The organism is Streptosporangium sp. NPDC050855 (genome assembly GCF_044456585.1).
GTDB classification, from domain to species: domain Bacteria; phylum Actinomycetota; class Actinomycetes; order Streptosporangiales; family Streptosporangiaceae; genus Streptosporangium; species Streptosporangium longisporum.
Map to the genome: position 1 here is coordinate 131911 of NZ_JBITFY010000005.1, position 26317 is coordinate 158227.

Sequence of the window (26317 nt, forward strand, 5' to 3'; positions counted from 1 at the left end):
GGCCTACCGGGAGGCCCGCAGGTAGTCGTGGTTCATCTGGGCGATGGTGTCCAGCGGGATGCCCTTGGGGCAGACCGCCGTGCACTCCCCGGTGTTGGTGCAGCCGCCGAAGCCCTCGGCGTCCATCTGCTCGACCATGGCCCTGGCGCGGGAGTCGCGCTCGGGCTGGCCCTGCGGCAGCAGGCTCAGGTGGGTGATCTTCGCGGCGGTGAAGAGCGAGGCCGAGCCGTTCGGGCAGGCCGCGACGCAGGCGCCGCAGGAGATGCAGGTGGCGGCGTCGAACGCCGCGTCGGCGTCGTCCTTCCTGACCGGGACGCTGTGCGCGTCCGGGGCCGACCCGGCCGGGACGGAGATGAAGCCGCCCGCCTGGATGATCCGGTCGAACGCCGAGCGGTCCACGACCAGGTCCTTCACCACCGGGAAGGGCGCGGCGCGCCACGGCTCGATGGTGATGACGGCCTCGTCCTCGAAGTGCCGCATGTGCAGTTGGCAGGTGGTGGTGGCCACCTGCTCGCCGTGCGCGACGCCGTTGATGACCATCCCGCACATGCCGCAGATGCCCTCGCGGCAGTCGTGGTCGAAGGCGATCGGGTCGTCGCCCTCCAGGATGAGCCGCTCGTTGAGGACGTCGAGCATCTCCAGGAAGGACATGTCCGGGGACACGTCCTGGACCCGGTAGGTGACCATCCGCCCGGTGTCGTCGGGGTTCTTCTGCCGCCAGACCTTCAGGGTGAGGTTCACTTGTAGCTCCGCTGGCTCATCGTGACGTACTCGTAGTCGAGATCTTCCTTGTGCAGGACCGGGCCGTTCTCGGAGTGCTCCCAGGCGGCGACGTAGGCGAAGTGCTCGTCGTCGCGCAGGGCCTCGCCGTCGGCGTCCTGCGACTCCGCGCGGAAGTGGCCGCCGCACGACTCGGTGCGGTGCAGCGCGTCGACGCACATCAGCTCGGCCAGGTCGAAGAAGTCGGCCACCCGGCCGGCCCGCTCCAGCGCCTGGTTGAGCTCGCCCGCCTCGCCGGAGACCTTGACGTTCCTCCAGAACTCCTCGCGCAGCTCGGGGATGCGCTCCAGGGCCTTGCGCAGCGACTCCTCGGTGCGCTCCATGCCGCAGTAGTCCCACATGAGCTTGCCGAGCTCGCGGTGGTAGGAGTCGGCGGTACGGTCGCCGTCGTTGGTCAGCAGGGCGTCGATCCGCCGGCGCACCCCGATCTCGGCCTCGGCCACGGCCTCCTCGTCGACCTCCCCGTAGGGGCCGTTCGCCAGGTAGTCGCCGATCGTGGTCGGCAGCACGAAGTAGCCGTCGGCCAGGCCCTGCATCAGCGCGGACGCGCCGAGGCGGTTGGCGCCGTGGTCGGAGAAGTTGGCCTCGCCGATCACGAACAGGCCCGGGATCGTGGACTGCAGGTCGTAGTCCACCCACAGTCCGCCCATCGTGTAGTGGACGGCCGGGTAGATGCGCATCGGCTGGGCGTAGGGGTCCTCGCCGGTGATGCGCTCGTACATCTCGAAGAGGTTGCCGTACTTCTTCTCCACGGCGGCGCGGCCCAGGCGGCCGATCGCGTCGGCGAAGTCGAGGTAGACGCCCAGGCCGCCGGGGCCGACGCCGCGCCCCTCGTCGCAGACGTTCTTGGCGGCGCGGGAGGCGATGTCACGCGGGACCAGGTTGCCGAACGCCGGGTAGATGCGCTCCAGGTAGTAGTCGCGCTCGGCCTCGGGGATCTCCGCGGGCGGGCGGGCGTCGCCCCGCTCCAGCGGCACCCACACCCGGCCGTCGTTGCGCAGCGACTCCGACATCAGGGTCAGCTTCGACTGGTACTCGCCGCTGACCGGGATGCAGGTCGGGTGGATCTGGGTGTAGCAGGGGTTGGCGAACATCGCGCCGCGCCGGTGCGCCCGCCAGATCGCCGTGGTGTTGCAGCCCTTGGCGTTGGTGGACAGGAAGAACACGTTCCCGTAGCCGCCGGTGGCCAGCACGACCGCGTCGGCCAGGTGCCGCTCGATCTCGCCGGTGACCATGTCGCGGACGATGACGCCGCGCGCCCGGCCGTCGGAGACGATCAGGTCGAGCATCTCGTGGCGGGTGTGCATGGTGACGGTGCCCGCCGCGATCTGCCGCTCCAGCGCCTGGTAGGCGCCGAGCAGGAGCTGCTGGCCGGTCTGGCCCCGGGCGTAGAAGGTCCGCGAGACCTGGGCGCCGCCGAAGGAGCGGGTGTCGAGCAGGCCGCCGTACTCGCGGGCGAACGGCACGCCCTGGGCCACGGCCTGGTCGATGATGTTCACGCTGACCTGGGCCAGCCGGTAGACGTTGGACTCGCGGGCGCGGAAGTCGCCGCCCTTGACCGTGTCGTAGAACAGCCGGTAGATCGAGTCGCCGTCGCCGCGGTAGTTCTTGGCCGCGTTGATGCCGCCCTGGGCGGCGATGGAGTGCGCGCGCCGGGGCGAGTCCTGGTAGCAGAACGAGGTGACGTTGTAGCCGAGCTCGCCGAGCGTCGCGGCCGCCGAGCCGCCCGCCAGGCCGGTGCCCACCACGATGACGTCGAGCTTGCGCTTGTTGGCCGGGTTGACCAGCTTGGCGCTGAACTTGCGCTTCTCCCAGCGGTCCTCGATCGGGCCGTCCGGCGCCTTGGTGTCGCGGATGGGCTCGCCCTCGGTGTACCTTCCGACCGGTCCGTTCACTTGATCACTCCGATCACGACGGCGGCCGGGACCGCCAGGAAACCGACCACCAGCAGCACCGACAGGCCGGTGGCCGAGGCCCTCAGCGTCCGGTAGCTGCGGCGGCTCGCCAGGCCGAGCGTCTGGAAGGCGCTCCACAGGCCGTGGCGCAGGTGCAGGCCGACCATGACGACCGCGAGCACGTAGAACGACGTCACCCACCAGCGCGACGGGGCGAAGCCCTCCACCAGGCGCTCGTACGGGGTGGAGGCGGTCCCGGCGGGGTTGGCCGTGCCGAACGTCAGGTCCAGCAGGTGGTAGATCAGGAACAGCACGATGACGACGCCGCCGTAGCGCATGGTGTGGACCGCGTACCCGTTCGAGCGGGACCTCCGCCTGACCGCGTACCTGACCGGCCGGGCCCTGCGCGCCCGCCGGGCCAGGGAGACCGCCGCCCACATGTGCAGCGCCACCGCGACGACCAGGCCCACCTCGACGATCGTCAGCAGGACGCGGCTCGGCAGCAGCGGCTCGCCCATGGTCCGCAGGAAGTCCGCGTACTCGTTGAAGGAGTCGGCGCCGAGGAAGCTCTTGAGGTTCCCGGCCATGTGCCCGACGAGGAAGAGCACCATCACGGCACCCGTGACGGCCATCACAACCTTGCGGCCGTTGGTGGAGGCCAGGAAGCCGCCCTTGCGCGCGGGCGGGGCGGGGCGGGCTCCCCCGGGGCTCTTCGCGGTGCCCTTCGAGGGGGTCACCTGCGCGGTGGCGGATCCGCGCTCAACAGTGGCAGTCACACACGTGACGCTAGGTAGGAGCCTTTACCCCCGTCCAAGTCATCATGGATGTGGTTTCCATAGCCTGTGGCTATCAGCGGTGCTTTGTCGCCTGTTCGGCGCCGTGCCCGCCCGCGGGGTGCGAGCAATCTCACATCCTCCCGGGCCCTGCCGCCCGCCCCGGATCCGCCCCCGGCCACCCGGTGCGCTATGGGGCCCGGGGCTCCGCGGGACCGACCCCCTACGCTGGAGAACGTGCAGTTCCAGCAGCTGGCCTACTTCGTGGCGGTCGCCGAGACCCGGCACTTCACCCAGGCCGCCGAGCGGATGCGCGTCGCCCAGCCCTCGCTGAGCAAGCAGATCAGGGCCCTGGAGGCCGAGCTCGGCGCGCCGCTGTTCAGCCGCGCCCGGGGGAACGTCACCCTCACCCCCGCCGGTGAGGCGCTGCTGCCGCTGGCCCGCCGGATGCTGGCCGACGCCGAGACCGCCAGGAGCGAGGTGGGCGAGCTGGCCGGGCTGCGCCGCGGCCGGGTCCGGCTCGGCGCCACGCCCTCGCTGTGCGCCGGGCTGCTCGCCGACGTGCTGGCCAGGTTCCACCGGACCTACCCGGGCATCGAGCTGTTCGTGGAGGAGGGCGGCTCCCGCGACCTGGTCCGCACGCTCGCCCGCGGCCAGCTCGACCTGGCGCTGATCATCATGCCGCTGCACAGCGACGACCCCGCCCTGGTCACCGAGGAGGTCCTGAGCGAGAACCTGGTCGTCGCATCCCCCTCGGCCGGGCACACCCGCAGGCCGTACGCGCGCATCGAGGAGCTGCGGCGCCGGCCGATGGTGATGTTCCGGCGCGGCTACGACCTGCGCGAGGCCACGCTGACCGCCTGCCGGCAGGCCGGGTTCGAGCCCAGGTTCGCGGTGGAGGGGGGCGAGATGGACGCGGTGCTCCGCTTCGTGGAGGCCGGGCTGGGGGTCGCGCTGGTGCCCTCGATGGTCCTGGACGGCCGCCCGGGGCTGACCGGGACGCCGCTGGCCCCTCCCGGGCTGCGCCGCACGGTCGCCATCGCGCACCGCAAGGACGTCGAGCCCACCCGCGCGGCCCAGGCGTTCCGGGCGACCCTGCTGCTGTTCCTCACCGACGCCGCCCGCGACGGCGACCTGCCCGAGGGCCTCGACCTGATCACCGACACGGGCACCGGCACATGATCGGCGCGGTCGCCGGCCCGTGAGCGGCGGGGCCGCGGGTCCCGCGGGCGCTCCCCGGGGTGACGACGGTGACCTCATCGAGATCGGCCGGGTCCGGCGTATCGTTCCCGACATCTGGCAAGATGTGGAACGTCTCACACGGGCATCCTCAGTTACCGGACCATCGCACTATTCTACGTAGCGTCGATAGGTTCTCCGATCCCACGAAGAGGCGTCAGTGACCGCCCCCGCCAACGAAACGCTCACGCTGCTTCTCATCGAGGACGACGCGGGCGACGCCTTCCTCGTGGAGGAGCTGCTCAGCGAGGCGGAGCAGCCACCCAAGATCATCTGGGTGCGGACCATGGCCGAGAGCCGGGAGCGGCTGACCGACGACGTGCAGTGCGTGCTCGTCGACCTCTCGCTGCCCGACGCGACCGGCCTGGAGGCGCTGGAGCAGGTGCTGTCGATGGCGCCGCACGCCGCCGTGCTCGTGCTCACCGGGCTGAACGACACCCACGTCGGCGTGGAGGCCGTCGCCGCGGGCGCCCAGGACTTCCTGGTCAAGCAGGACGTGGAGGCCCGGCTGCTGGCGCGGGCCATCCGCTACTCCATAGAGCGCAAGCGCGCCGACCTGGCCCAGCGCAGGCTGGTCGAGGCCGAGCTGCTGACCAAGGAGAACTCCCGCCTGGAACGCGGCCTGCTCCCCGTTCCGCTGCTGACCTCGGACGGGCTGGAGCATCAGGCCCGCTACCTGCCCGGACGCAGGCGCGCCTTGCTGGCCGGTGACTTCTGGGACACCGTGCAGAGCCCCGACGGCGCCGTGCACGTGGTGGTCGGCGACGTGTGCGGGCACGGCCCCGACGAGGCCGCCCTGGGGGTCGCGCTCAGGATCGCCTGGCGGACCCTGGTGCTGGCCGGGCACACCGGCAACGACCTGCTGGCCACGCTGGAGTCGGTGCTCCGCCTGGAGCGCAAGTCCGCGGAGATCTTCACCACGCTGTGCATCGTCACGATCGACCCCGCGCTCGACCACGCGCGGATGCACGTGGTCGGCCACCCGCCACCGTTGCTGATCCGCGACGGGGAGATCGGCGTGGTGCCCGGCACCCCCTCGGGGCCCCCGCTGGGCATCTTCCAGGGCATCGAGTGGTCGGCGATCGACGTACCGCTCGGGCAGGACTGGTCCCTGTTGCTCTACACCGACGGCCTGATCGAGGCCACCGTGGGCGGCGGGCCCGACCTGCTCGGCACCGAGGGCCTGCTCAGGCTCGTCCAGGAGGAGGGCGGCATCGAGCTCGACCGCCTGATCCAGCGGGTCATCGAGCTGAACCGTGACGCGCTCAGCGACGACCTGGCGACCGTCCTCATCTCCCGGAGCACGCGGCGGTGACCGGCCGTTCCGGCGACGCCAGCCCCCGCCCGCTCTCCGTCCCCGACTCCGGCCCTCCCGGAAGGTTCGGCCGGTTGCCGGTACGGCGCTGGTTCCTGCTCAGCGGGATCGGCATCGCGCTGGTCTTCATGATCTCGTCCGCCGTCACGATCAACGCGATCGAGGAGACGCGCCAGGCCAGGGAGGCCCTGGTCGACGTCGTCGACCCGGCGGCGCTGCGCACCCTGGAGATCTCCAACGCGCTGACCTCCCAGGAGAGCTCGGTGCGGGCGTACGGCAGGACCAACGACGACGCCTCCCTGGCGGCCTACCGGGACGCCATCGCCGCGGAGAACGTGGCGCTGGGCGCGCTGGCCGCGCTGGTCCCCCGGATGCCGGAACGCGAGACGGTCGGCGTCGAGGTGGACCGCCTCAGGACCGCCGGGCAGGACTGGCGGCGCGACTACGCCGAGCGGGTCGTCGCCGCGGTGCCCGTCCTGAAGACCGAGGCCGCCCGGGAGAACGCCGCCGTCAACGCCGCCCGGTTCAACGAGGTCCGCGCCTGTCTGACGACCCTGCAGGAGCACCTGAACCGGCTGCACGACAACGCCACCGCCCGGTTCGACGCCGGCTGGCAGGCCCTCTACATCGCGCTCATCGGGGTGGCGGTGGCGCTGCTGGTCGCCGGGATCGCCGCGGTGCTCATCGTGCGCCACGCCGTGCTGCGCCCGCTGGCCGAGCTGACCGACCAGGTCCGCGCGGTGTCGCAGGGCGACTTCGACCACCGGCTCGCGGTGGAACGACCGGCCGAGCTGGCCGAGCTCTCCGGCCACGTCGACGCCATGCGCCGCCGCATCCTGTCGGAGTGGCGCCGGGCCTCCGAGACGCAGCGCAAGCTGGAGGACCAGGCCACCGAGCTCAAGCGCTCCAACGCCGAGCTGGAGCAGTTCGCCTACGTGGCCAGCCACGACCTTCAGGAGCCGCTGCGCAAGGTGGCCAGCTTCACCCGGATGCTGGAGCAGCGCTACGGCGACCAGCTGGACGAGCGCGCCAAGCAGTACATCTCCTTCTCGGTCGACGGCGCCAAGCGCATGCAGCTGCTGATCAACGACCTGCTCGACTTCTCCCGGGTCGGCAGGGCCGGCGGCGAGCGCGTCATGATCGACTCCGCGGTGCCGTTCAAGGCCGCGATGCACAACCTGGACGCGCCGATCGAGGACGCCGGGGCGACGGTGACCCACGACGAGCTGCCCGAGGTGCACGGCAACCGCGCCCAGCTCACCCAGCTGTTCCAGAACCTCATCGGCAACGCGATCAAGTTCCGCGGCCAGGACCCGCCGCAGATCCACATCGGGGTGCGCCGCGAAGGGGACATGTGGGAGTTCTCCTGCACCGACAACGGCATCGGCATCGACAGTAAATACACTGACCGCATCTTCCTGATTTTCCAGCGCCTGCACGGCCGGGACGCCTACGCCGGCACCGGCATCGGGCTGGCGCTCTGCAAGAAGATCGTCGAATATCACGGCGGCCGCATCTGGCTGGACACCGACAGGCCCGACCGGCCCGGCACGACCTTCCGCTGGACCCTTCCCACTGGAGACCCCGATGAATGACCTGCGCTGGATAGACGTTCTCCTGGTCGAGGACGACCCGGGTGACGTCCTGCTGACGCGGGAGGCGTTCGAGCTCAACAAGGTCCGCAACAAGCTGCACGTGGTCAACGACGGCGAGCAGGCCATGGCCTTCCTGCGCAAGGAGGAGGGGTACGAGGACGCGCCCCGGCCCGACCTGATCCTGCTGGACCTCAACCTGCCCCGAAAGGACGGGCGGGAGGTGCTGCAGGACATAAAGGCCGACGAGCGGCTCCGCGGGATCCCGGTGGTCGTGCTGACCACGTCGGAGTCCGAGGAGGACATCCTGCGCAGCTACAACCTGCACGCCAACGCCTACGTCTCCAAGCCGGTGGACTTCGACCAGTTCATCAGCGTGGTGCGGCGGATCGACGACTTCTTCGTCACCGTGGTCAAGCTGCCCAGCTCCAACCAGCACTACTGACGCGGGCTCCGGCGTCACACCCCTGCCTCCCGGTCCCCGCGGCGGGGACCGGGGGCACGGGTCGTACCGGGCGATCTCCACGCGATCCTCACCCGGCTCCCGCCCGGTCCTCGTCCGGTTCTCGTCCGGTCCTCGTGAGGGGCCGGCACAGCGGTCTCCCCGGCCTCCGAGACCTCCCTGTGATCATCCACCCCTTGAGAACCCGCAGGCGAGGAGCCCTGCCCCGCCAACGTGACAGGAATCACACCGGGTCAGTGAAATTGTGAGTGACCCCTCTGACACAAGCCCCGGGCTCCGTCGTAACGTATCCCCCACCAATATGCGCGCGCACGTGTGAGCCGGCGCGACCATGGCCCGACACGTGGCAGAACTGAAACGACCCGGACCCCTGGGCGAGCGGGGTCCGTGGGAGGTGGAGAGGTCTCGATGACCCAGACAACGGCCGAGAGCCCGGCCAGAAGACAGCGTGCGCAGATCAAGGAGCGCACCCTGCGAACGGACCAGTGGTGGCGCTATCCACTGGTCACATTCCTCATCTTCACGGCATTCATCGTCTACGCCACATGGGCGATCTTCGATAAGAGCTACTTCGTATCGCCGTACCACGCGCCCTTCGCGTCGCCCTGTCTGGCGACGAGCTGCCCGCCGGAGTCGCGGCTGTTCGGTCTCGCGCCCTTCGGCGACTGGTACACCCTGCCCCCGGGGCTGCTGATCCTGGGCCTCCCCGCGGGCTTCCGCTTCACCTGTTACTACTACCGCAAGGCCTACTACCGCGGGTTCTGGCTCTCCCCGCCGGCGTGCGCGGTCAACGAGCCGCACAAGAAGTACACCGGTGAGTCGCGCTTCCCGCTGATCCTGCAGAACGTGCACCGCTACTTCTTCTACGCGGCCATCGTCATCGGCCTCATCCTGGCCTACGACGCGGTGAAGGCGCTGATCGAGCGGCCGGGCGGCCTGGGCACCTGGATCCTGATCGCCAACGCGATCCTGATCAACCTCTACACCCTCTCGTGCCACTCCTGCCGGCACATCACGGCCGGGCGCCTGAACCACTTCTCCAAGCACCCGATCCGCTACCGGGCCTGGGGCTTCGTCTCCAAGCTCAACGCCAGGCACTCGCAGCTCGCGCTGATCTCCATGTTCTCCGTCATGGGCGCCGACCTCTACGTCCGCCTGGTCGCCAAGGGCATCATCGCCTTTTCGTTCGCATAAGGATCACCTGTGGAAATCGAGCGTCACGAATACGACGTCGTCGTCATCGGCGCCGGCGGTGCGGGCCTGCGGGCGGCCATCGAGGCCCGTCAGCAGGGCAAGCGGACGGCCATCGTCTGCAAGTCGCTGTTCGGCAAGGCGCACACGGTCATGGCCGAGGGCGGCGCCGCAGCCGCCATGGGCAACGTCAACAGCGACGACAACTGGATGGTGCACTTCCGCGACACCATGCGCGGCGGCAAGTTCCTCAACAACTGGAGGATGGCCGAGCTGCACGCCAAGGAGGCCCCGGACCGGGTCTGGGAGCTGGAGGCCTGGGGCGCGCTGTTCGACCGCACCAAGGACGGCAAGATCAGCCAGCGTAACTTCGGCGGGCACGAGTACCCGCGGCTGGCCCACGTCGGTGACCGCACCGGCCTGGAACTGATCCGCACCCTGCAGCAGCGCGTGGTCGCGCTCCAGCAGGAGGACGAGCGGCTGCACGGCGACGCCGAGGCGTACATCAAGGTCTTCCAGGAGTGCACGGTCACCCGCCTGCTCAAGGACACGGGCGTCGCCCCCGGCGAGGGCGGCGCGATCTCGGGCGCCTTCGGCTACTGGCGGGAGAACGGCAGGCTCGTCCTGTTCGACGCCCCCGCGGTCGTGCTGGCCACCGGCGGGATCGGCAAGTCCTACGTGGTCACGTCCAACTCCTGGGAGTACACCGGCGACGGTCACGCGCTGGCCCTGCTGGCCGGGGCGAAGCTGATCAACATGGAGTTCATCCAGTTCCACCCCACCGGGATGGTCTGGCCCCCCTCGGTCCGCGGCATCCTGGTCACCGAGTCCGTCCGCGGCGACGGCGGCGTGCTGAGGAACTCCGAGGGCAAGCGGTTCATGTTCGACTACATCCCCGAGGTGTTCAAGGACAAGTACGCCACCTCCGAGGAGGAGGCCGACCGCTGGTACAACGACCAGGCCAACAACCGCCGTCCCCCGGAGCTGCTGCCCCGCGACGAGGTCGCGCGGGCGATCAACTCCGAGGTCAAGGCGGGCCGCGGGTCACCGCAGGGCGGCGTCTACCTGGACGTCTCCACCCGCCTGCCGGCCGCGGAGATCGTCAGGCGGCTGCCGTCGATGCACCACCAGTTCAAGGAACTGGCCGACGTCGACATCACGAAGGAGCCCATGCAGGTCGGCCCGACCTGCCACTACATCATGGGCGGGGTCGAGGTGGACGCCGACACCGGCGCCGCGGCGGTCCCCGGGCTGTTCGCGGCCGGTGAGGTCTCCGGCGGCATGCACGGCTCCAACCGGCTGGGCGGCAACTCCCTGTCCGACCTGCTGGTGTTCGGGCGGCGCGCGGGCGCGGGAGCGGCGGCGTACGTGGACGCCCTGGCGGCCCGCCCGAGGATCTCCGAGGAGAGCGTGGCGACCGCGACCGCGGAGGCGCTGGCCCCGCTGGAGCGGTCGGGCGAGAACCCCTACGAGGTCCACCACGAGCTGCAGCGGACGATGAACGAGCTGGTCGGCATCATCCGCAAGGCCGAGGAGGTCACCGAGGCGCTCGAAGGGGTCGAGAAGCTCAAGGAGCGGGCCCAGGGCGTGGGCGCGGCCGGGAACCGGATCTACAACCCGGGCTGGCACCTCTCGCTCGACCTGCGCAACATGCTCCTGGTCTCGGAGTGCGTGGCCAAGGCCGCGCTGCTGCGCGAGGAGAGCCGTGGCGGCCACACCCGCGACGACTTCCCCTCCATGTCGGCCGAGTGGCGTACCAAGATCCTGCGTTGCGGCCTCACGCCGGACGGCTCCTCCGTCACGGTCGAGGAGCAGGTCCAGACCCCGATGCGGGACGACCTCATCGCGCTGTTCGACCGCGACGAGCTGAAGAAGTACATCACCCAGGAAGAGCTGGCCGCCTTCGACGCGCTGGCCAAGGAGTAACCATGAGTTACAAGGCGAAGTTCCGCGTCTGGCGAGGCGAGGGCGGGGAGGGCAAGCTCGAGGACTTCACGGTCGAGGTGAACGAGGGCGAGGTCGTCCTCGACATCATCCACCGGCTCCAGGCCACCCAGGCTCCCGACCTCGCCGTCCGGTGGAACTGCAAGGCCGGCAAGTGCGGCTCCTGCTCGATGGAGATCAACGGCAAGCCGAAGCTCGGCTGCATGACCCGGATGTCCACCTTCACCGAGGACGAGACGATCACCGTCACGCCCATGCGGACGTTCCCGGTGATCAAGGACCTGGTCACGGACGTGTCGTTCAACTACCAGAAGGCCAGGGAGATCCCGTCCTTCACCCCTCCGTCCGACGTGAAGCCGGGCGAGTACCGCATGCAGCAGATCGACGTCGAGCGGTCCCAGGAGTTCCGCAAGTGCATCGAGTGCTTCATGTGCAACAACGTCTGTCACGTCATCCGTGACCACGAGGAGAACAAGCCCGGCTTCGCCGGTCCGCGCTTCCTGATGCGGATCGCCGAGCTGGACATGCACCCCTACGACGTGGCCGACCGCAAGGACTCCGCCCAGGAGGACCACGGCCTGGGCTACTGCAACATCACCAAGTGCTGCACCGAGGTCTGCCCCGAGCACATCAAGATCACCGACAACGCGCTCATCCCCATGAAGGAGCGCGTCGTCGACCGCAGGTACGACCCGCTGGTGTGGCTGGGCAACAAGATCTTCAGGCGTCCGAACTCGAAGTCCTGACCCACCCCTCGCGCGACGGCGCCGCCACGGGACCTCCCGGGCGGCGCCGTCGCGTTTCCGCCCTCAGTCCCGCCACAGCCTGCGGGTCTGTTCCCGCATGACGTCGTTTGCGCGGACGGCGAAGTCGTGGATGACCGCCAGCTCCGCGTCGCTGTAGCGCCCGGCGAGCTCGGCGTAGGCCCGGTTGACGTCCGCCAGGATCTCCTGCAACGCGCGGTAGGGGCCCTCGCGTACCAGCTCGACCAGGACGCGGCGCCGGTCCGCGGCGTCCCGCTCGCGGCGCACGTAGCCCGCCTTCTGCAGCCGGTCCACGACCGCGGTGATGGCGCCGCCGCGCGTCAGCCCGATCCGCAGGGCGAGGTCGTGGGGCGTCAGGGGCCCTTCCTTGTCGAGGAGGGCCAGGCAGTTGAAGTCGGTCACGTTGATCCCGGCCCGCCCGGCGATGCCGACGTGGAACAGCGCCGCCCGCATGGCCGTCAGGCGCCCCTGGTCGGACACGGCCATGATCATCTCCGTGCGGCTCCCCGGCTCCGTTGACACGTCGGCCTCCTCTTCCTATTCTCTCTAAAATAGAGATGCTCTAAATGCGAGAGTCTCTATTTTGGTTCAACAACCCTAGTCGATCCCCCCGGAAGAGGCCATGCCCGTATCCGCTCCCCCGACCGGCCCGCCCCTGTCCCGGCGACGCTGGATCGCCCTCGGCGTCGTGCTCAGCGCCGCCTTCATGGACAACGTCGACGCGACCATCCTCGGCATCGCGCTGCCCCGCATCCAGCGCGACCTCGGCGCCGGCCACACCGCCGCGCAGTGGAGCCTGGCCGGGTACGCCCTGGCGTTCGCCCTGCTGCTGATCACCGGTGGACGGCTCGGTGACATCTTCGGCCGCAGGCGCCTCTTCCTGATCGGCGTCGCCGGGTTCACCGCCGCCTCCGTCGCGTGCGGCGCCGCCATGACGCCGGAGGCCCTCGTCGCCGGTCGCCTGGCACAGGGCGCGATGGCCGCGCTGATGGTGCCCCAGGTCATGTCGGTCATCGTCACCATGTTCGCCCCCGCCGAGCGGACCCTGGCGTTCTCGCTGCTGGGCGCCGTCCTCAGCGCGGGCAGCGTCAGCGCCCCGCTGCTGGGCGGGCTGCTGACCGAGTACGACGTGCTGGGCACCGGCTGGCGCGCGATCTTCTACGTGAACGTGCCCGTCGGGATCCTCGCCTTCTGCGCGGCGCTGCGGTTCATGCCCGAGACCCGCTCCGACCGGCCGCTGCGGCTGGACCTGACCGGGGTGGCCCTGGTCACGCTGGCCACGCTGGGGATCATGTACCCCCTTGTGCAGGGACCGGCCGAGGGCCTGCCCGCCTGGACGTTCGCCGTGACGGCCGGGGGCGTCGCGGTCCTGGGGCTGTTCGTCGTCCAGCAACGGCGGCGCCACCGCCGGGACGGCTCCGCGCTCGTACCGCCCACGCTGTTCCGGCGGAGATCCTTCACGGCCGGGGTGGTCGTGGTGCTGCTGGTCTTCTCCGGCGTGACGTCGTTCTTCCTGGTGCTGACCTACCAGCTCCAGTCCGGCCTGGGGTGGACGCCGCTGCGCACGGCGCTGGTGACGCTGGCCTGGCCCGTCGGCATCACCGCCACCACCCATCTCGCGCTGCGCCACGGCGCGGCCCACGGCCGCCGCCTCATCGGCGCGGGCGCGCTCACCATGGCCGCGGGCACCCTCGTCATGATCGCCTGTGTACGGGTCCTGGGAGCGGGCCTGGCCTGGCCGCACGTCGCCGCCGCCGAGCTGGTCGTCGGCCTCGGGATGGGACTGTGCGTGCCGATCCTCACCGGCGTGGTGCTCGGCGACGTCCCCCCCGACGACGCCGGTGCCGGCTCCGGTGTCGTCAACACCGGTATCCAGTTCGGCACCGCCGCCGGGATCACGGTCGTCGGGGCCGTCTTCTTCGCCCTGGTGACCGCGGGAACCGGTGACCTCGCGGACCGGTTCGGCGCGGCGACCGCGACGGCCCTGTGGTGCAACGTCGGCGTCTTCGTCCTGGCCGCGCTGCTGAGCCCCCTGCTCCCCGCCCCGTCCCCGGCCGAGCCGTAGACCGTGCCGGACGACCGGCCCGTTCGGGGGCGCGGGAGTTCCATGAGGCGACCACCCGGGCTCGGACTCGGGCTCGGCCCGGGCTCGGGAGGAGCGGCGGAACCGGGCTCGGACTCAGGTTCGGCCCGGGCTCGGGAGAACGGGCTGAACCGGGCTCGGACCCGGGTTCGGCCCGGACTCGGCTCGGGCTCAGGAGGAGCGGCGGAAGAGGCCGCGCTTCTTCTTGCCGGGCTCCGCGCCGCCCTCGCCCGTGCCGGGCTCCGCGCCGGTCTGACCCTGGGTCGGGTAGGCCGCCGTCCGGGTCGGCTCGGCCGCGGGCCGCTCGCCTCCGGCCGGCCGGTCCCCGGGAGCACCCGGGCCTGCGCCCAGGACCTCGGGAGCACCGAACGTGCTCCCGGTGGGGTCCTTCGGCTCAGGACCGAGGGGCCGGACGTCGTCGCGCGGGCCGCTCTGGAAGCGCGGGCCGTCGAAGTCGGTGCCGCCGCGGGGCGGCTCCTGCGGGAACGGCGCCCCCGGGTACTCGGCCACGGCTCCCGGCGGGAAGCCCTTCTCGTCGGCCTCGGGCCTGGGAGCCGTGGTCTCCCGGGGCTCCCTGAAGGCGACCGTCGAGCCGTCGTGGCCGAGCGGCCCGATCGGGCCCACCGGACCCGCCGGGCCGGGGACGGGCCGCCCGTACGGATCGACGTGTCCACCGGGCTGCTCGTAGCCGGGCCCCGGCATGTAGGCCGTGGTCTGCTCGTACCCGCGGGGGTACTGCTCGGGGGCGTAGCCCTCCGGATAGGCCGGGCCGTACATCTGCATGGGGACGAGGCTGATGATCGGCGCGTACGCCGTGCCGGACTGGTAGTGGGCGGGGACGAACGCCGACCCGGCCTGATACATCATCGGGTCCACCGGCTCCCCGCGGGGACCCGCCATGCGGGGACCGGCCCGGCGGACCGCGGCGGCATGGGCCAGGCGGCGCAGCCTGCCCTCGAAGATGAGGACGGCGAACAGCACCAGCAGCACCAGGATCAGCGCCGGGATGCCGAGCTGGCGGCTCAGCGTGGCCCCGTCGAACTCCGAGCCCGCGTTGCGGATCTCGTACACCGAGCCGGAGGCCCCGTCGTCGAACGTGGCGGTCTCGGTCGGCGCGGCGGACGGGAGCGGGGTGGTCGGCGGGGTCTCGTTCGGGGGGAACTGGACGTCCGGCTCCTGTGTCGGCTGAGTGGCCGGGGCGGTGTCCGTCGGCATCGTGGGCGGCGGAACGACCGGGGCCGTCTCCTGCGCGGGAGGCTGGGTCGCCGGAGCGGTGTTCTGCGGGGGCGCCGCCGGTGCCGTGGTCTTCGGCGCCTTCGGCACCTTCGTCGACTTGGGCGGGACGGTCACCGTGGTGGTCACGGTCTTCTGCGGCTCGGCGGGATCCTGGGGCGGGTCCTCCGGCGGCGGGTCCTGGGTGACCGTGACGGTGACGATCGGCTGGGGCTCCTCGCAGGGCGCGGCCGGGTCCACGTCACACCCGGGGATCTGCGACGGGTCGGCGACCAGCGCCCTGACCGTCGTCGCACCGGCCGCCGGAGAACCGGCGAGCGGTGCCACACCGAGCAGGACGACACCGCTGAGTCCCAAGGACATCACAACGGCGGAGACAGCTGCTCTACGCCGCACTCGCGTCACCGGTGTCCTCCACGCAATCAACCATGAACACGTCAAGGAAATACTAGTCGGGCAAAAGTAACAGTAAACCGTGTTTTACAAAACGGAACGGGACCGACGACGTTGCTGGATCCGCCTCTGCAGCCAGAGTAGGCCCAGCAGCGACGCCACCGCCAGCGCGACCACCGGCAGACCGCCCATCCCTGTCAGCAACGGACCCGACTCCGCCATCGGCCGGGCCTGTCCGGCCGGGGCGTCCAGGTCCTGCGGGAGGGGTGCGCCCTGCGGCGCGGAGGCCTGTACGGAGCCCTGCGCGCCGGCGGGGAAGGGACCCGCGGGCGGCAGCCGGAGCTGGGAGCCGTTCGCGGTACCGGGCATCTGGAGCGTCCCCGCCATCCCCATGGAGAACGGCGGCATCTGTCCCTGGGGGCCCTGAGGGGGCATGCCCGGCACCTGCGCACCCGGCATCTGCGTCCCGCCCTGCTGACCCGCCCCGCCCTGACCGAAGCCGGGCTGGCCGACACCGGGCTGACCGACACCGGGCTGGACCATCGTCAGGTGGCCCGGTCCCATCGGGCCGCTCATGGCCCCGCCCGCGGGTCCGCCCACGGGTCCGCCCGCCTGGTGGTTCGCCGCTCCCCGCTTCGGCCCGTCCGCCCGCCGGCCGGGTGCGACGACCGGCCCCTGCGGAATCGCCCCGATCTGCCCGATCATGTTCTGCGGCATGCCGGGGCCCGTCGCCCCCTGGCCGGGGAAGAGCGGGCGCCCGACGGGCTGCCGGCCCGCGCCCGGGTACTGACCGACGGCCGGATACTGGCCGATGTTCGGTTGCTGGCCGATGTTCGGGTGCTGGCCGATGTTCGGGTGCTGACCGACCGCCGGCCCGGCCTGTGCCCGGCGCGTCCCGGCCCGGCCTGCCGCCTTCTTGGCGCCTTCCTGCCGCCCGGCCCCTGTCGCACCGGGTACGGATCCGTCCGTGCCCTGACGGCCCGCTCCGGCCCGGCCGGTCGTCCCCTGCCCGGCCTCACGGCCGGTGACCCCGCCACCCGCCTCGGGGCTCAGGGCCGCCTGGTCCATGCCGCCCTGGGGGGCGGGGGCGACCGGTGCCGCCGCCTGCCTCCCGACGGACGGGGCCGTGGGAACACCGGCCGTTCCCTGCGCACCGGGCCCGCCGGTGACCGTCCCGGACGTCCCGGGGGCTCCGGCGACGGCCGCTCCCGCTCCCGATCCCGCGCCCGGTCCGCCGGGAGCGATCCCGGTCGTACCCGCTCCGGAGGGCTGCCCCAGGGTGGTCCCCGTCGCGCCGGGTCCGGAGGGCTGTCCGAGCACGCCGGGCCTGCCGGAGATCATGCCGAGCGCACCGGAGGGCACGCCACCCGGTGCGTGCGCCGCGCCGTGCGAACCGTGCTGCGTCTGTGCCGCACCACCCGGAACGACGGTGCCCACGGAGGGCCGTGCACCCATCGTGTCCGGGCCGGCGTTCCCCGCACCCGGTACCGGGTTCACCGGGATCGTCCCGGTGCCCGTCCCGGTGGCGGGGGTGCCCGTCGCGGGGATGCCCGTTCCCGCGGGGGTGCCGCCGACGGCGCCGAGGTTCGTCCCCGCGCCGGGGTTCGTCCCTATGCCGGGGTTCGTCCCCGTGCCGGAACTCGTCCCCTGGTCGGGGTTCGCCCCCTGGCCGGGCGCCTGTCCTGCGCCCCCCGTCCCGGCCACCGGACCACGCGCGATGATCGCGGGCCGTTCCCCCAGGGCGTCGAGCATGGCCACCAGGGTGCGCTGGTCGGCCTCACCCGGCTTCACCACCATCACGTCCCACCGGGGCGTGGCGACCTGTCCTGCCGGCTGAGGGGGCTCGGGAACCGAACCCACCCCACCGGGCGTGCCGACACCGGGCCTGGAGGCATCCGGCGTACCGACGCCGGGCCTGGCGACACCGGGCGTGCCGGTTCCGGACGCGCCCGTGCCGGGCCTGGCGACAGCGGGACCGCCCGTACCGGGGGTACCGTCGGCACCGGGCCTGGCGGCGTCGGGCGTGCCGGTTCCGGACGCGCCCGTGCCGGGCCTGGCGGCATTCGACGTACCGGCGCCGGGACCGCCCATCCCGGGTGTACCCGCACCGGATCCGGCGACGCCGGGCGTGCCTGCAGCGGCACCGCCCGTAGCGGGAGCACCGCCCGTAGCGGGGGCACCGCCCGTAGCGGGGGCACCGCCCGTAGCGGGGGCACCGCCCGTAGCGGGGGCACCGCCCGTAGCGGGGGCACCGGCACCGGGCCTGGCGGCACCTGGCATACCTGCACCGGGCGTACCGGTGCCCGCGTCCGCGCGTCCTGGTTGCGGGGTGGTGTTCGCCCCCTGGTTCGCCCCCTGGGCGGAGGCGGCCCCGGTTCCGGGAGCACCGCCCTGACCCCCCTGGGTTCCGGGAGCCGCCTGCGCGGGCGTCCCCGGCGTTCCCGGTGCCGTCGGCGTACCGGAGGTGCCGGGGGTCGTGCCGTCGGCGGGTCCGGACATGACGAGCCGGAGCTCTCCCACCGGGCGGGAGACGTCGACCCTGCTGGGCTCTCCCGCGCCCTGTCCCCGCGGTTGTCCCTGGCCCGCCTGGACCGCCCCCGCCTGCGTCATCGGACGCCTGATGACGCCCCGCGCCTGCTGCGTCACCATCGTGCCGTCGGCCGCGCGCATCCGGGCCACCGCGGTCAGGATCATGTCCCGCGCGTGCACGGGCACGCTGAGCAGGACGTCGACCGAGCCGCCCCTGGCGGGCAGGTCACCGACCCGGCACACCGCCATCCCCCTGGGAAGCGAGGCCGGCGACTCGGTCCTCATCGGGCACAGCACGCCCCTGAGCACCCAGTGCGGAGCCGTCGCGACCGCCAGCCGGACGCCGGTGCCCGGCCCTTCGAGCCGGATCCGGAAGGAGACCAGCTCGTTGCTGCGATTCGCCTCCGACCCGGTGAGGGAGTCGACGGCCGCGGCCAGGTCGAAGGGCGGCCGGACCGGGTCGTCCCCCTGGACGGCGTACGCACCCGTGGCACCGCCGAGGACGAGCACCCCCGCTCCCACTGCTGACATGATCCGAATACCACGACACCAACCGGTCACCGTATATCTCCGTTCCCCCGAGTGCGGGCGCGCGACATCGCCACGTCCAGTAGCAGTTATGTCACGTCACGGAGTCGATCAATCCTTATTGAACCGATCTTGCCCATCGTTGAGGCGACCTTGTACCGCGCGGACGATGGGCAGGTCCGCCGGGAGCCAGGCGACGTCGTCGAGTTCGTCCGCGCCCAGCCAGCGCAGGTCCAGGTGCTCCCTGGCCTCCGGCCTGCCCTGGGCGATGACCGCGAGCCAGACCCGCAGGACGTAGCCACCGGCCAGCGCCCAGTCCCCGCCGACCCGCTCGCCCACCTCGATCAGGACGCCCAGTTCCTCCTGGCACTCCCTGACCAGGGCCGCGTGCTCGCTCTCACCGGGATCGACCTTCCCTCCCGGAAGTTCCCAGCCCCCTGCCAGCTCGGGAGGGTCCGCGCGCTGGGCGGCGAGCAGTCTCCCCGCGCCGTCGACGATGGCGGCGCCCACAACGACTTTTTCCATGGGGCCCGATTCTGTCAGCCCTGCTCCTTCAATCTCAGTTGCTCGAGAATCTGGGGGTTTTGCAGCGGCCGGGTGTATCCCACGATTCCGGTGCGGTCCCGGTAGGTGGTGACCTTGATCGGCCCGCACAGCCGGCATCTCGCCTCGACCATCTTCCCCGGCGAGACCACCATGCCCACGTGTCCGGGACGGTCCGGGCCGGTGCCGGGGCCGGAGTTGAAGAAGACGAGGTCGCCCGCCTGTTCCTCGCCCGCGGGCACCCGCACCCCGAACGGCCACTGCCCGAACGTGGTGCGCGGGATGGTCAGGCCGACGCTCCGGTAGGCCATGTAGATGATGCCGGAGCAGTCGTACCCCGCGGGTCCGGTGCCGCCCCAGATGTAGGGCTTGCCCCGCTGGGCCATGGCGTACTCGAGGATCGCGGCCACCGTGTCGGACGGCGCGGCCTCCAGCAGGGGCTCGTCGCAGCTCTCGTCGGCCTCCGGCGGCGTGGTGACCTCGCCGTCCTTGGCGTACTTCCCGGCGATCTCCATGACCTGGTCGACGTACCACCAGGCCCGGTTGTAGACGAACAGCGCGCGGCGCACGTCCTCCGGCGCGCCGTTCCGCTTCAGCATCTTCGCGGCGCCTAGGATGGCGTCCGCCGGGTTGTACACGTCGGCCCAGCCGTCTCCGTCGCCGTCGGAGGCGTAGCCGTTGAACGTGGACGGGATCTTGATCTTCGCCTTGCCGCCCCAGGTGCTGATGAGGAACTGCATCGGCCCGGCGGCACCGGCGTAGTTGACGCCGCTCTGCACGCCGGGGAGCTTGGAGCGCCCGTGGTCGGTCTCGCGCTTGCCGACCCCGGCGAGCACGTTCCACTGGACGCCGATCTCCTCACCGTGCTCGCGGTAGAGCTTCAGGTACTTCTCGGGGATGTCCGAGGTGGCCGTCTCCGACTCCTCGCCCACGGTCCGCGCGCCCGGTTCGCAGGCGGCCTGGGCCTCCGGGCCGCTGACGGACGGGAACGAGGGGAAACCACTGATCATCATCATCGGCGCCATGATGAGCGTGATCATGCAGATTGCGGCGACGCCGAGGATCAGCCCGAGACGAAGGTGCCTGTTCTGTCTCATCGGCTCCCGCCGCTCATCCGACCCCGCCGTTCATGGTCCCGCGGTTCATGGTCCCGCGGTTCATCCGCCCTCGCCGCTCGTCCGGGCCCGCCGTTCACCGGCCTCGCCGTTCATCCGGCCTCGCCGGTCTGACCGGTCTCGAGGGGCTGGTCGTCTCCCTCCTGGCCGGAGTCGGCCGGCTGGAGGTCGTGGACCCGCCATTCCGCACCGGCCTGGATGAGCGTGACGGCGTACTCCGCGGTCCGCCGGCTGCTCCCGCTCTTGGCCGTGACGTTCTGGGTGCCGACGACCACGAACACCACCGAGGCGCTGTCGATCTGCCGGATCTCCTTCACCCGCGCCGTCCCGACCGAGACGATCTCGTCGGCCTTGTTCGCCTCGATCGTGCCCGGTGAGGTCACGGTCCGCAGCAGCACGCCCGAGAACTCGGCCGTGGTGTAGCCCTTGAGGCGGTCGCCGTAGACCGCCGGGTCCTCGTCGTGGCCGAAGGTGCCGTACTCGGCGGTGAAACGCCGCGCGTAGTCCGCGGCGGCGGCCAGCTCCTGCCTGGTCATGGGCAGGTAGGAGTAGACGTCGAACGGGGCGTCGCTGGCCGTCGCGGCCGGGCGCGCCGGCTCGGCGTCGCCCTGCCCCTCCGTCCCGGCCACGCCGCGGGTGGCACCGGCCGGGTCCGGCCGGCCCCCCGGTCCCGCGCCGGGGTCGGACCCCATGGTCAGGTAGACGCCCACCGCGGCGAGCAGCGCGACCAGCACCGCGAAGACGACTCCCCGCCGGTTGCCCAGCTCGGTCATGGTCAGTCCCTGCCTCAGTCCCTGCCGGGCTTCGACGGGCGGAGCCAGAACGGTGGCGCCGCCTCACCGGACTCCCCGTTGCGCTCCGACCGCCTGGTGATCCACAGCGGGGGCGCCTCGGAGGACCTGCCCCCGGAACCGGAGCTCCGCGAGCCGCCCGAGGAACTGCGCGGGCCGCCGGAGCCCGCGGGACCGCCGCCGCTCCTGCCGCCACCGCCGCCTCCGCCGCCGCCGCCGCCGAAGATGCTCCCGCCCGACGACCCGCCCCGCGAGGAGGACCCGGAGGAGCCGCCCCGCGAGGAACCGGACGAGGACCCGCCCGAGGACCCGGAGGAGCCGCGGGAGGAGCCGCCGAAGATGCTCCCGCCCTGCCTGCCACCGCCCGTGGAACCCGAGGAGGGCGCCGGGGGCCTGCCCGCCGGGGGTGCCGAGGGCCTGACCGACGGGGAACCGGACGACCTGCCCGTGGAGGAGGGCCCGCCCGAGGAACGACCGGCCGGGGCGGACCCGGAGCCGCCCTGCGGCGCCCAGCCGCCGGAACGGCCGCCGAACCAGCCCCCGGAGTTCCGCGCCGAGGAGCCGCCGGACCTGGCCGGGGGCGTGCCGCCTCCCGTACCCGTGCCGGAGAGGTTGAGCGGTGGTGCGGCGCCGGGGCGTGTCGTGGTGACCGGGCGGCCCGTGCCCCTGCGACGGCCGGCCGCCTGGGCGTCGGTGTCGAGCGGGGCCGGTTGCGCGCCGGCCGGGACCCGGGTGCCCGACGGGGTGGCCGGTGTGGCACCGCCCTCCTCGCCGCGGACCCTGCCCTGGGCGACCGCGGCCGCCGCCGCGCCGACCGAGGCCCCACTCGCCATCGCGGCCGCCTGCAGCATCGGTTCCGCCTTGCGCATGCCCCACCGTCCGACCCTGGCCGCCGCCACCGGCGGCAGCGCGGACGCGGCCCGCTGCAGGGTCGGCGCGGTGGCCGCGTCGCCCAGCATCCGAGTGGTGAGGGTGTGCCCGTCCATGGAGGCGAACAGGTGCTGGAACGGCCGCCGGTAGAAGAACACCGCGATCGTCAGGATCGCCATGAACATGACCTGAAGGCCCCACGGCATCGCCGTGGAGATAATCAGCGCGTAGCCGTACACGAGCACGCCCAGGACCAGGGCCAGCACCGCCTGTCTGAGCAGGGTGCCGATCAGCATCTCCACCCAGCGCATGGCGATGATCCGACCCGATCCCGGATGGACGCCGATCAGCAGGAAGACCGGGGCGAGGATCAGCAGCAACAGGAACCCGACCTTGAGCACCAGCAGCGAGACCGCCACCAGGAAGATCAGCAACCCGGCGACCACCGCGGCCATGAAGGCGCCGATCGCGACCCCCAGCCGGTTCGTCCAGTCCTTGCCCTGGAAGAGCGGGAAGACGGGCGCGTTCTGCAGCTTGTCGGCGATCTCCGTCTCGTACCGTTCCTGGTGGGAGCCGGCCTCGGGCATCTCGGCGCTCTTGATCTCGGCCGCGTCGATCGTCTGGATCTCCAGCAGCCTGGCGCCGAACAGCTTGATGATCGGGGCGTCGGCGTCGGCCGTGCCGAACTGTCCCATCAGCCACGGCTTGCAGACCAGGGTGGACCAGAGCGCGTCGGCGTTCTGCTCGACACCGGGCACGCCGCTCTGGCCGTACCCGCCGCCCTGGGCCTGCGGGGCGGCCTCTCCCGGCCGCGGTAGGCAGGACGTCCCACCGGCCCCGGGCAGCCCGGAGAAGGCCGAGTTGATCACTTCTCCGGTCTTGTCGGTGACGACCTTCCCGACCCCGGTCAGGTCGCCGGGACGGCTGAAGAACCAGACCGCCACGGTGACCGCGAGGACCATCCAGATGACGCCCTCGGCGGTGGTGGTGGCGCGCTTGCGGATCAGCCCGTACCAGGCCAGCCAGATGGCGCCGAGGATGACGATCGGCCGCAGGTACGGCCAGTACATGGCGTCGGCGAGCCGGATCACGATGTCGTCGACGACGTTCTTGATCGCTTCCAGCGGGCCCTCGGTGGCCGCCGCCTGGTAGGTCGTGATGGTCAGCCGGTCCAGCGCCTTGGCCCACAGGAAGACCGTGTTGGCCATGGCGTTGCCCATCACCGCCGCGATGTCGTCGCAGCCGAGCAGGTGGGTGTGCCAGAACTGGCCGCTCATGCCGTAGGTCGCGTAGTTGCTCTGCGTGCCGAGGGCCTGCGCCGGCAGGGTGCCCGGCGCGGGGTCGGCGACCGGCGGTTTGATCAGCCCGTCCACGCCGCCCGCGACGATGTCCGGCGACAGGTCCGGGGACATGTCGCAGGGCGCCGCCGCCACGGCCGTGGACGTGTCCGAGGGCAGGACCAGCGGCAGGGCCAGGAAGGCGGCCAGCATCACCAGCCCGACGGCGATCCGCCTGCCGAGCCGTCCCCCGCGGACGCGGCCCTCGCCGCCGCGCCGCAGGAACCGCCCGTGAGATCCGCCTGATTTGCGGGGGACGCGCCTCGTCCGTGAGCCGGGCCCGCGGGTGGAGCCCTGCCCGCCCGGGTCCCGCCCGCGCGTGCCCGTGATTCCCCTGAGGGAGCCTTTCATGACCGCACCTCCAGCGCCGCAGCCCCCGGACCGTCGACTCTGCCGCCCCCAGGAAGATCATGCACTTTCTCGTCGGGTCTGTCTCGGGTGGGATTCGTGTCCAGCCAGCGCAGCAGCTCGTCCGAGACCAGGTCCACCCCGATACGGCCCGCCCGGCCGTCCAGGTCCCGGAAGACGCACTCGCCGTTGCCGAGCGAGCGGAGCACGGCCTTGTGCTCCTCGGACGGCTCGACCCCGAGCAGCGCCATCACGTGCTCCACCTCGACCCGTTCGGTGGAGCGGAACGCGAACACCGACGACAGGCAGTTCGTCACCTGCTCGCTCAGCAGGTCGCCGGCGTTCTGGGAGACCAGGACCAGCGCCGTGTTCCGGGAGCGGCCCATCCTGCTGACCTCGGGCACCAGCTTGGCGCCCTCGGGCGTGGAGGTGATCGCCCACGCCTCGTCCAGGAAGATCGCCTTGGGCGACCGGCGGTCCAGGCCGTTCATCAGGCCCCGCGCGAACTGCGCGACGAGGTAGAGCAGCGCCACCGACAGGCGCTGCTCGTAGGAGTAGTCGTCGCGGCCGGTGGAGGCGTCGGGCAGCGTCAGGCCGCCCAGGGTGAAGACCGTGGTCCAGCCCTCGGTGTCGATCTGGTCGCCACCGGAGGGGTCGAAGCAGAGCCGGGCCAGATGCATGTCCGACATGGAGCGCAGCACCGCGCCCAGGTTCTTGGAGGCGGCGTCGTCGGTCCGCTCCAGGAAGTCGACGACCTTGCCCAGCGAGGGGTCGTCGGCGTTGGAGACCGCCGCGACCGCCTGGATCATCGCCGACTCGCGCTCCTCCGACATGCGCGGCAGCAGCAGGCGGAGGGTCTCGGTGGCCATCGTCTTCTTGGCCGCGAGGTCGTCGCCGAACGAGAACGGGTCGAGCAGGCCCGGCGCCGCCGAGCCGAGCGGGATGATCCGCGCCTTCCTGCCGCGCTGCTGCAGCAGCCGTACCAGGGAGTCGGCGTCGCCCTTGGGGTCAATGACCGCGACCGTCACCCCGCGCAGCGCCATCTGGTAGATCATCAGCAGTGCCAGCGTGGTCTTGCCGCCGCCGGGCTCGCCGGTGATGGCGATGGCCGTCGGCCGGTTGCGCGTCGCCGCCACCAGCGGGTCGAAGTGCACGATGCTGCGGGCCCGCCCCAGGGTCTCCCCGATGTACGGGCCCATCCAGCCCGAACCGTTCTCGTCGGTCCGGTCGCCCAGGTCGACGGTGGCGGTGGCCATGCCGCCCGCGATCGTGCGCAGCGGCTGCCGCTGCGCGTAGGCGTTGACCCGGACCTTCTCGCCCGGCAGCGTCTCGCAGAACAGCGAGAACTGGTCGCCGGTGGAGTTGACGATGTCGATGCCCATGTCGCGGTAGTGCTCCACGACCGCCTCGACCCGCTGCACGCAGATCTCCTCGGTCGGGGCCGACACGATCAGGCGGTGCCAGCCGTAGACGAACGGCAGGCGCTCCTTGGTGATGCCGTGCTCCAGCATCCGGGCCGCGTCGATCTGCTCGGCCAGCGCCAGCGGTGCCTCCGCCCCGGCCTCCCGGATGTGGATGTCCATGTCGCGGGCGTGCGCGAGCTGGCGCGCCACGTCCTTGCTGGCCTTGACCGGCGGGATCAGCCGCATCCTGGAGCTGATCTCCACCGGGAAGGGGAGCTGGTCGGCGAAGTGCATCCAGGGCTCGCCGTCGGGGAACGGCATCAGGTCGGGGAACCGGGCGAAGGACATGTGCGCCACGTACGAGTCGCCGTGCGGCTGCTCGATCCTCAGCAGCGCCCTGCCGTTGTGGATCTGCCCCTCGACCAGGGACTCGATCTCCCCCTGCCCCCACCTGCGCTTGGGGCTCGCCGAGGCGGGCGGATCCCCCAGGGAGCCGGTCGCGGCGTGCTGGAAGAGCCAGGCGAGCTCGACGGAGGTGGCGTGCCTGGCGTACAGGGAGCTGGCCGCGAGCGCCCTGCCCAGCCGCTCGGCCTGCTCGGACCACTTGGCGATCTCCGCCTTGGGGACGTGGTCGTCCTCGATGCCCAGGACCTTCTCGCTGCGCTGGTAGAAGCCGAAGAGCTGGGAGAGCACCCCGGCCCCGAGCTGGCGCCCGCGCTGGCCGAGCCGCACGCCGAGGTAGACCTCCTTGGTCCAGAAGTCCTTGGCCCAGACGTGCCGGTACATGTCCTCCAGGTAGTCGCGCCAGCCGGGTCCCTCGTCGGAGGTGGCGTTCAGCGCCATCGCCCACTCGGCGGCCGGGTAGGTGCGGTGCGCCACCCGCAGGTGGACCTCGGCGTCGGGCATCCGGATCGCGGCCAGCGCGATCGTGATGTTCGTGGCCAGCGCCTCCCGCTCCTCCGGGGTGATGAACTCGTAACTCACGGTGGGAAGCCTGAAGTAGGCCCAGACCGACGAGTCGGTCAGCAGGATCCGGTCGTCGAAGTACCGGACGGCGAGGCGGCTGCGCGCCCGGGAGGCGCGGCTCACCGTCCCTCCCCCGCCGACCGTCCGGCCGTGCCCGCACCGCTCGCGGCCGTACCCGGACGGCCCTCGGCCGGGCCGCCCGCCCTGCGCCGGCACGGCCCG

General features: G+C 71.9%; 19 protein-coding genes. 8 read left to right on the forward strand and 11 right to left on the reverse strand.

Annotated elements, in window-relative coordinates:
* Positions 1 to 3: 3 nt before the first annotated feature.
* Genes ACIBCT_RS13185 through ACIBCT_RS13195 form a run of 3 tightly spaced genes read right to left on the reverse strand, consistent with a single transcriptional unit; the run spans position 4 to position 3451 of the window.
* A complete protein-coding gene (locus ACIBCT_RS13185) occupies positions 4 to 741 on the reverse strand; it encodes a succinate dehydrogenase/fumarate reductase iron-sulfur subunit (protein ID WP_399187972.1) in 738 nt (245 codons plus the stop codon).
* Entirely contained in the window at positions 738 to 2675 is a 1938-nt protein-coding gene (locus ACIBCT_RS13190; RefSeq protein WP_399187974.1) for a fumarate reductase/succinate dehydrogenase flavoprotein subunit, read from the reverse strand. Before ACIBCT_RS13190 ends, ACIBCT_RS13185 begins: the two co-directional genes overlap by 4 nt.
* Positions 2672 to 3451, reverse strand: a complete 780-nt coding sequence (locus ACIBCT_RS13195; RefSeq protein ID WP_399187976.1) for a succinate dehydrogenase cytochrome b subunit — start codon at positions 3449 to 3451, stop codon at positions 2672 to 2674. Before ACIBCT_RS13195 ends, ACIBCT_RS13190 begins: the two co-directional genes overlap by 4 nt.
* Positions 3452 to 3685: 234 nt before the next feature.
* Between ACIBCT_RS13195 and ACIBCT_RS13200 the strand changes: the two genes are divergently transcribed.
* From ACIBCT_RS13200 to ACIBCT_RS13230, 7 genes are all read left to right on the forward strand, one after another.
* Entirely contained in the window at positions 3686 to 4630 is a 945-nt protein-coding gene (locus ACIBCT_RS13200) for a LysR family transcriptional regulator (RefSeq protein ID WP_399187978.1), read from the forward strand.
* Between the two features lie 217 nt (positions 4631 to 4847).
* Entirely contained in the window at positions 4848 to 6002 is a 1155-nt protein-coding gene (locus ACIBCT_RS13205; protein ID WP_399187980.1) for a PP2C family protein-serine/threonine phosphatase, read from the forward strand.
* Entirely contained in the window at positions 5999 to 7597 is a 1599-nt protein-coding gene (locus tag ACIBCT_RS13210; protein WP_399187982.1) for an ATP-binding protein, read from the forward strand. Before ACIBCT_RS13205 ends, ACIBCT_RS13210 begins: the two co-directional genes overlap by 4 nt.
* On the forward strand, positions 7590 to 8039 hold the full coding sequence (locus ACIBCT_RS13215; RefSeq protein ID WP_344902498.1) for a response regulator: 450 nt from the start codon (positions 7590 to 7592) through the stop codon (positions 8037 to 8039). The genes ACIBCT_RS13210 and ACIBCT_RS13215 overlap by 8 nt, the downstream gene beginning before the upstream one ends.
* Before the next feature lie 426 nt (positions 8040 to 8465).
* Entirely contained in the window at positions 8466 to 9251 is a 786-nt protein-coding gene (locus ACIBCT_RS13220) for a hypothetical protein (protein WP_399187984.1), read from the forward strand.
* 9 nt (positions 9252 to 9260) lie between these two features.
* Positions 9261 to 11174 (forward strand): fumarate reductase/succinate dehydrogenase flavoprotein subunit, encoded by a 1914-nt coding sequence (locus ACIBCT_RS13225; protein ID WP_399187986.1) that lies wholly within the window; start codon positions 9261 to 9263, stop codon positions 11172 to 11174.
* Between the two features lie 2 nt (positions 11175 to 11176).
* Positions 11177 to 11938 (forward strand): succinate dehydrogenase/fumarate reductase iron-sulfur subunit, encoded by a 762-nt coding sequence (locus tag ACIBCT_RS13230; protein ID WP_399187988.1) that lies wholly within the window; start codon positions 11177 to 11179, stop codon positions 11936 to 11938.
* A 63-nt stretch (positions 11939 to 12001) separates the two neighbouring features.
* Here the strand turns inward: ACIBCT_RS13230 and ACIBCT_RS13235 are convergent, their stop codons facing one another.
* A complete protein-coding gene (locus tag ACIBCT_RS13235) occupies positions 12002 to 12478 on the reverse strand; it encodes a MarR family transcriptional regulator (protein ID WP_399187990.1) in 477 nt (158 codons plus the stop codon).
* Positions 12479 to 12578: 100 nt separating this feature from the next.
* Between ACIBCT_RS13235 and ACIBCT_RS13240 the strand changes: the two genes are divergently transcribed.
* Complete coding sequence (locus tag ACIBCT_RS13240) at positions 12579 to 14021, forward strand: MFS transporter (protein WP_399187992.1); 1443 nt, start codon at positions 12579 to 12581, stop codon at positions 14019 to 14021.
* Positions 14022 to 14210: 189 nt separating this feature from the next.
* Here ACIBCT_RS13240 and ACIBCT_RS13245 read toward each other — a convergent pair whose 3' ends face one another.
* From ACIBCT_RS13245 to ACIBCT_RS13275, 7 genes are all read right to left on the reverse strand, one after another.
* Positions 14211 to 15635 carry a hypothetical protein gene (locus ACIBCT_RS13245; protein ID WP_399187994.1) on the reverse strand — a complete coding sequence of 475 codons (1425 nt, stop codon included), beginning with the start codon at positions 15633 to 15635 and terminating at the stop codon, positions 14211 to 14213.
* Positions 15636 to 15752: 117 nt separating this feature from the next.
* A complete protein-coding gene (locus tag ACIBCT_RS13250; RefSeq protein WP_399187996.1) occupies positions 15753 to 18725 on the reverse strand; it encodes a hypothetical protein in 2973 nt (990 codons plus the stop codon).
* Between the two features lie 108 nt (positions 18726 to 18833).
* A complete protein-coding gene (locus tag ACIBCT_RS13255) occupies positions 18834 to 19247 on the reverse strand; it encodes a (deoxy)nucleoside triphosphate pyrophosphohydrolase (RefSeq protein ID WP_399187998.1) in 414 nt (137 codons plus the stop codon).
* Positions 19248 to 19261: 14 nt separating this feature from the next.
* Positions 19262 to 20362: a C40 family peptidase gene (locus ACIBCT_RS13260; RefSeq protein WP_399188000.1), complete on the reverse strand. Its 1101-nt coding sequence runs from the start codon at positions 20360 to 20362 to the stop codon at positions 19262 to 19264.
* 110 nt (positions 20363 to 20472) lie between these two features.
* On the reverse strand, positions 20473 to 21153 hold the full coding sequence (locus ACIBCT_RS13265; RefSeq protein WP_399188002.1) for a hypothetical protein: 681 nt from the start codon (positions 21151 to 21153) through the stop codon (positions 20473 to 20475).
* A gap of 14 nt (positions 21154 to 21167) precedes the next feature.
* Positions 21168 to 23729, reverse strand: coding sequence for a type IV secretion system protein (locus ACIBCT_RS13270; RefSeq protein ID WP_399188004.1), 2562 nt, complete (start codon positions 23727 to 23729; stop codon positions 21168 to 21170).
* Complete coding sequence (locus ACIBCT_RS13275; protein ID WP_399188006.1) at positions 23726 to 26218, reverse strand: ATP-binding protein; 2493 nt, start codon at positions 26216 to 26218, stop codon at positions 23726 to 23728. Before ACIBCT_RS13275 ends, ACIBCT_RS13270 begins: the two co-directional genes overlap by 4 nt.
* Positions 26219 to 26317 lie beyond the last annotated feature (99 nt).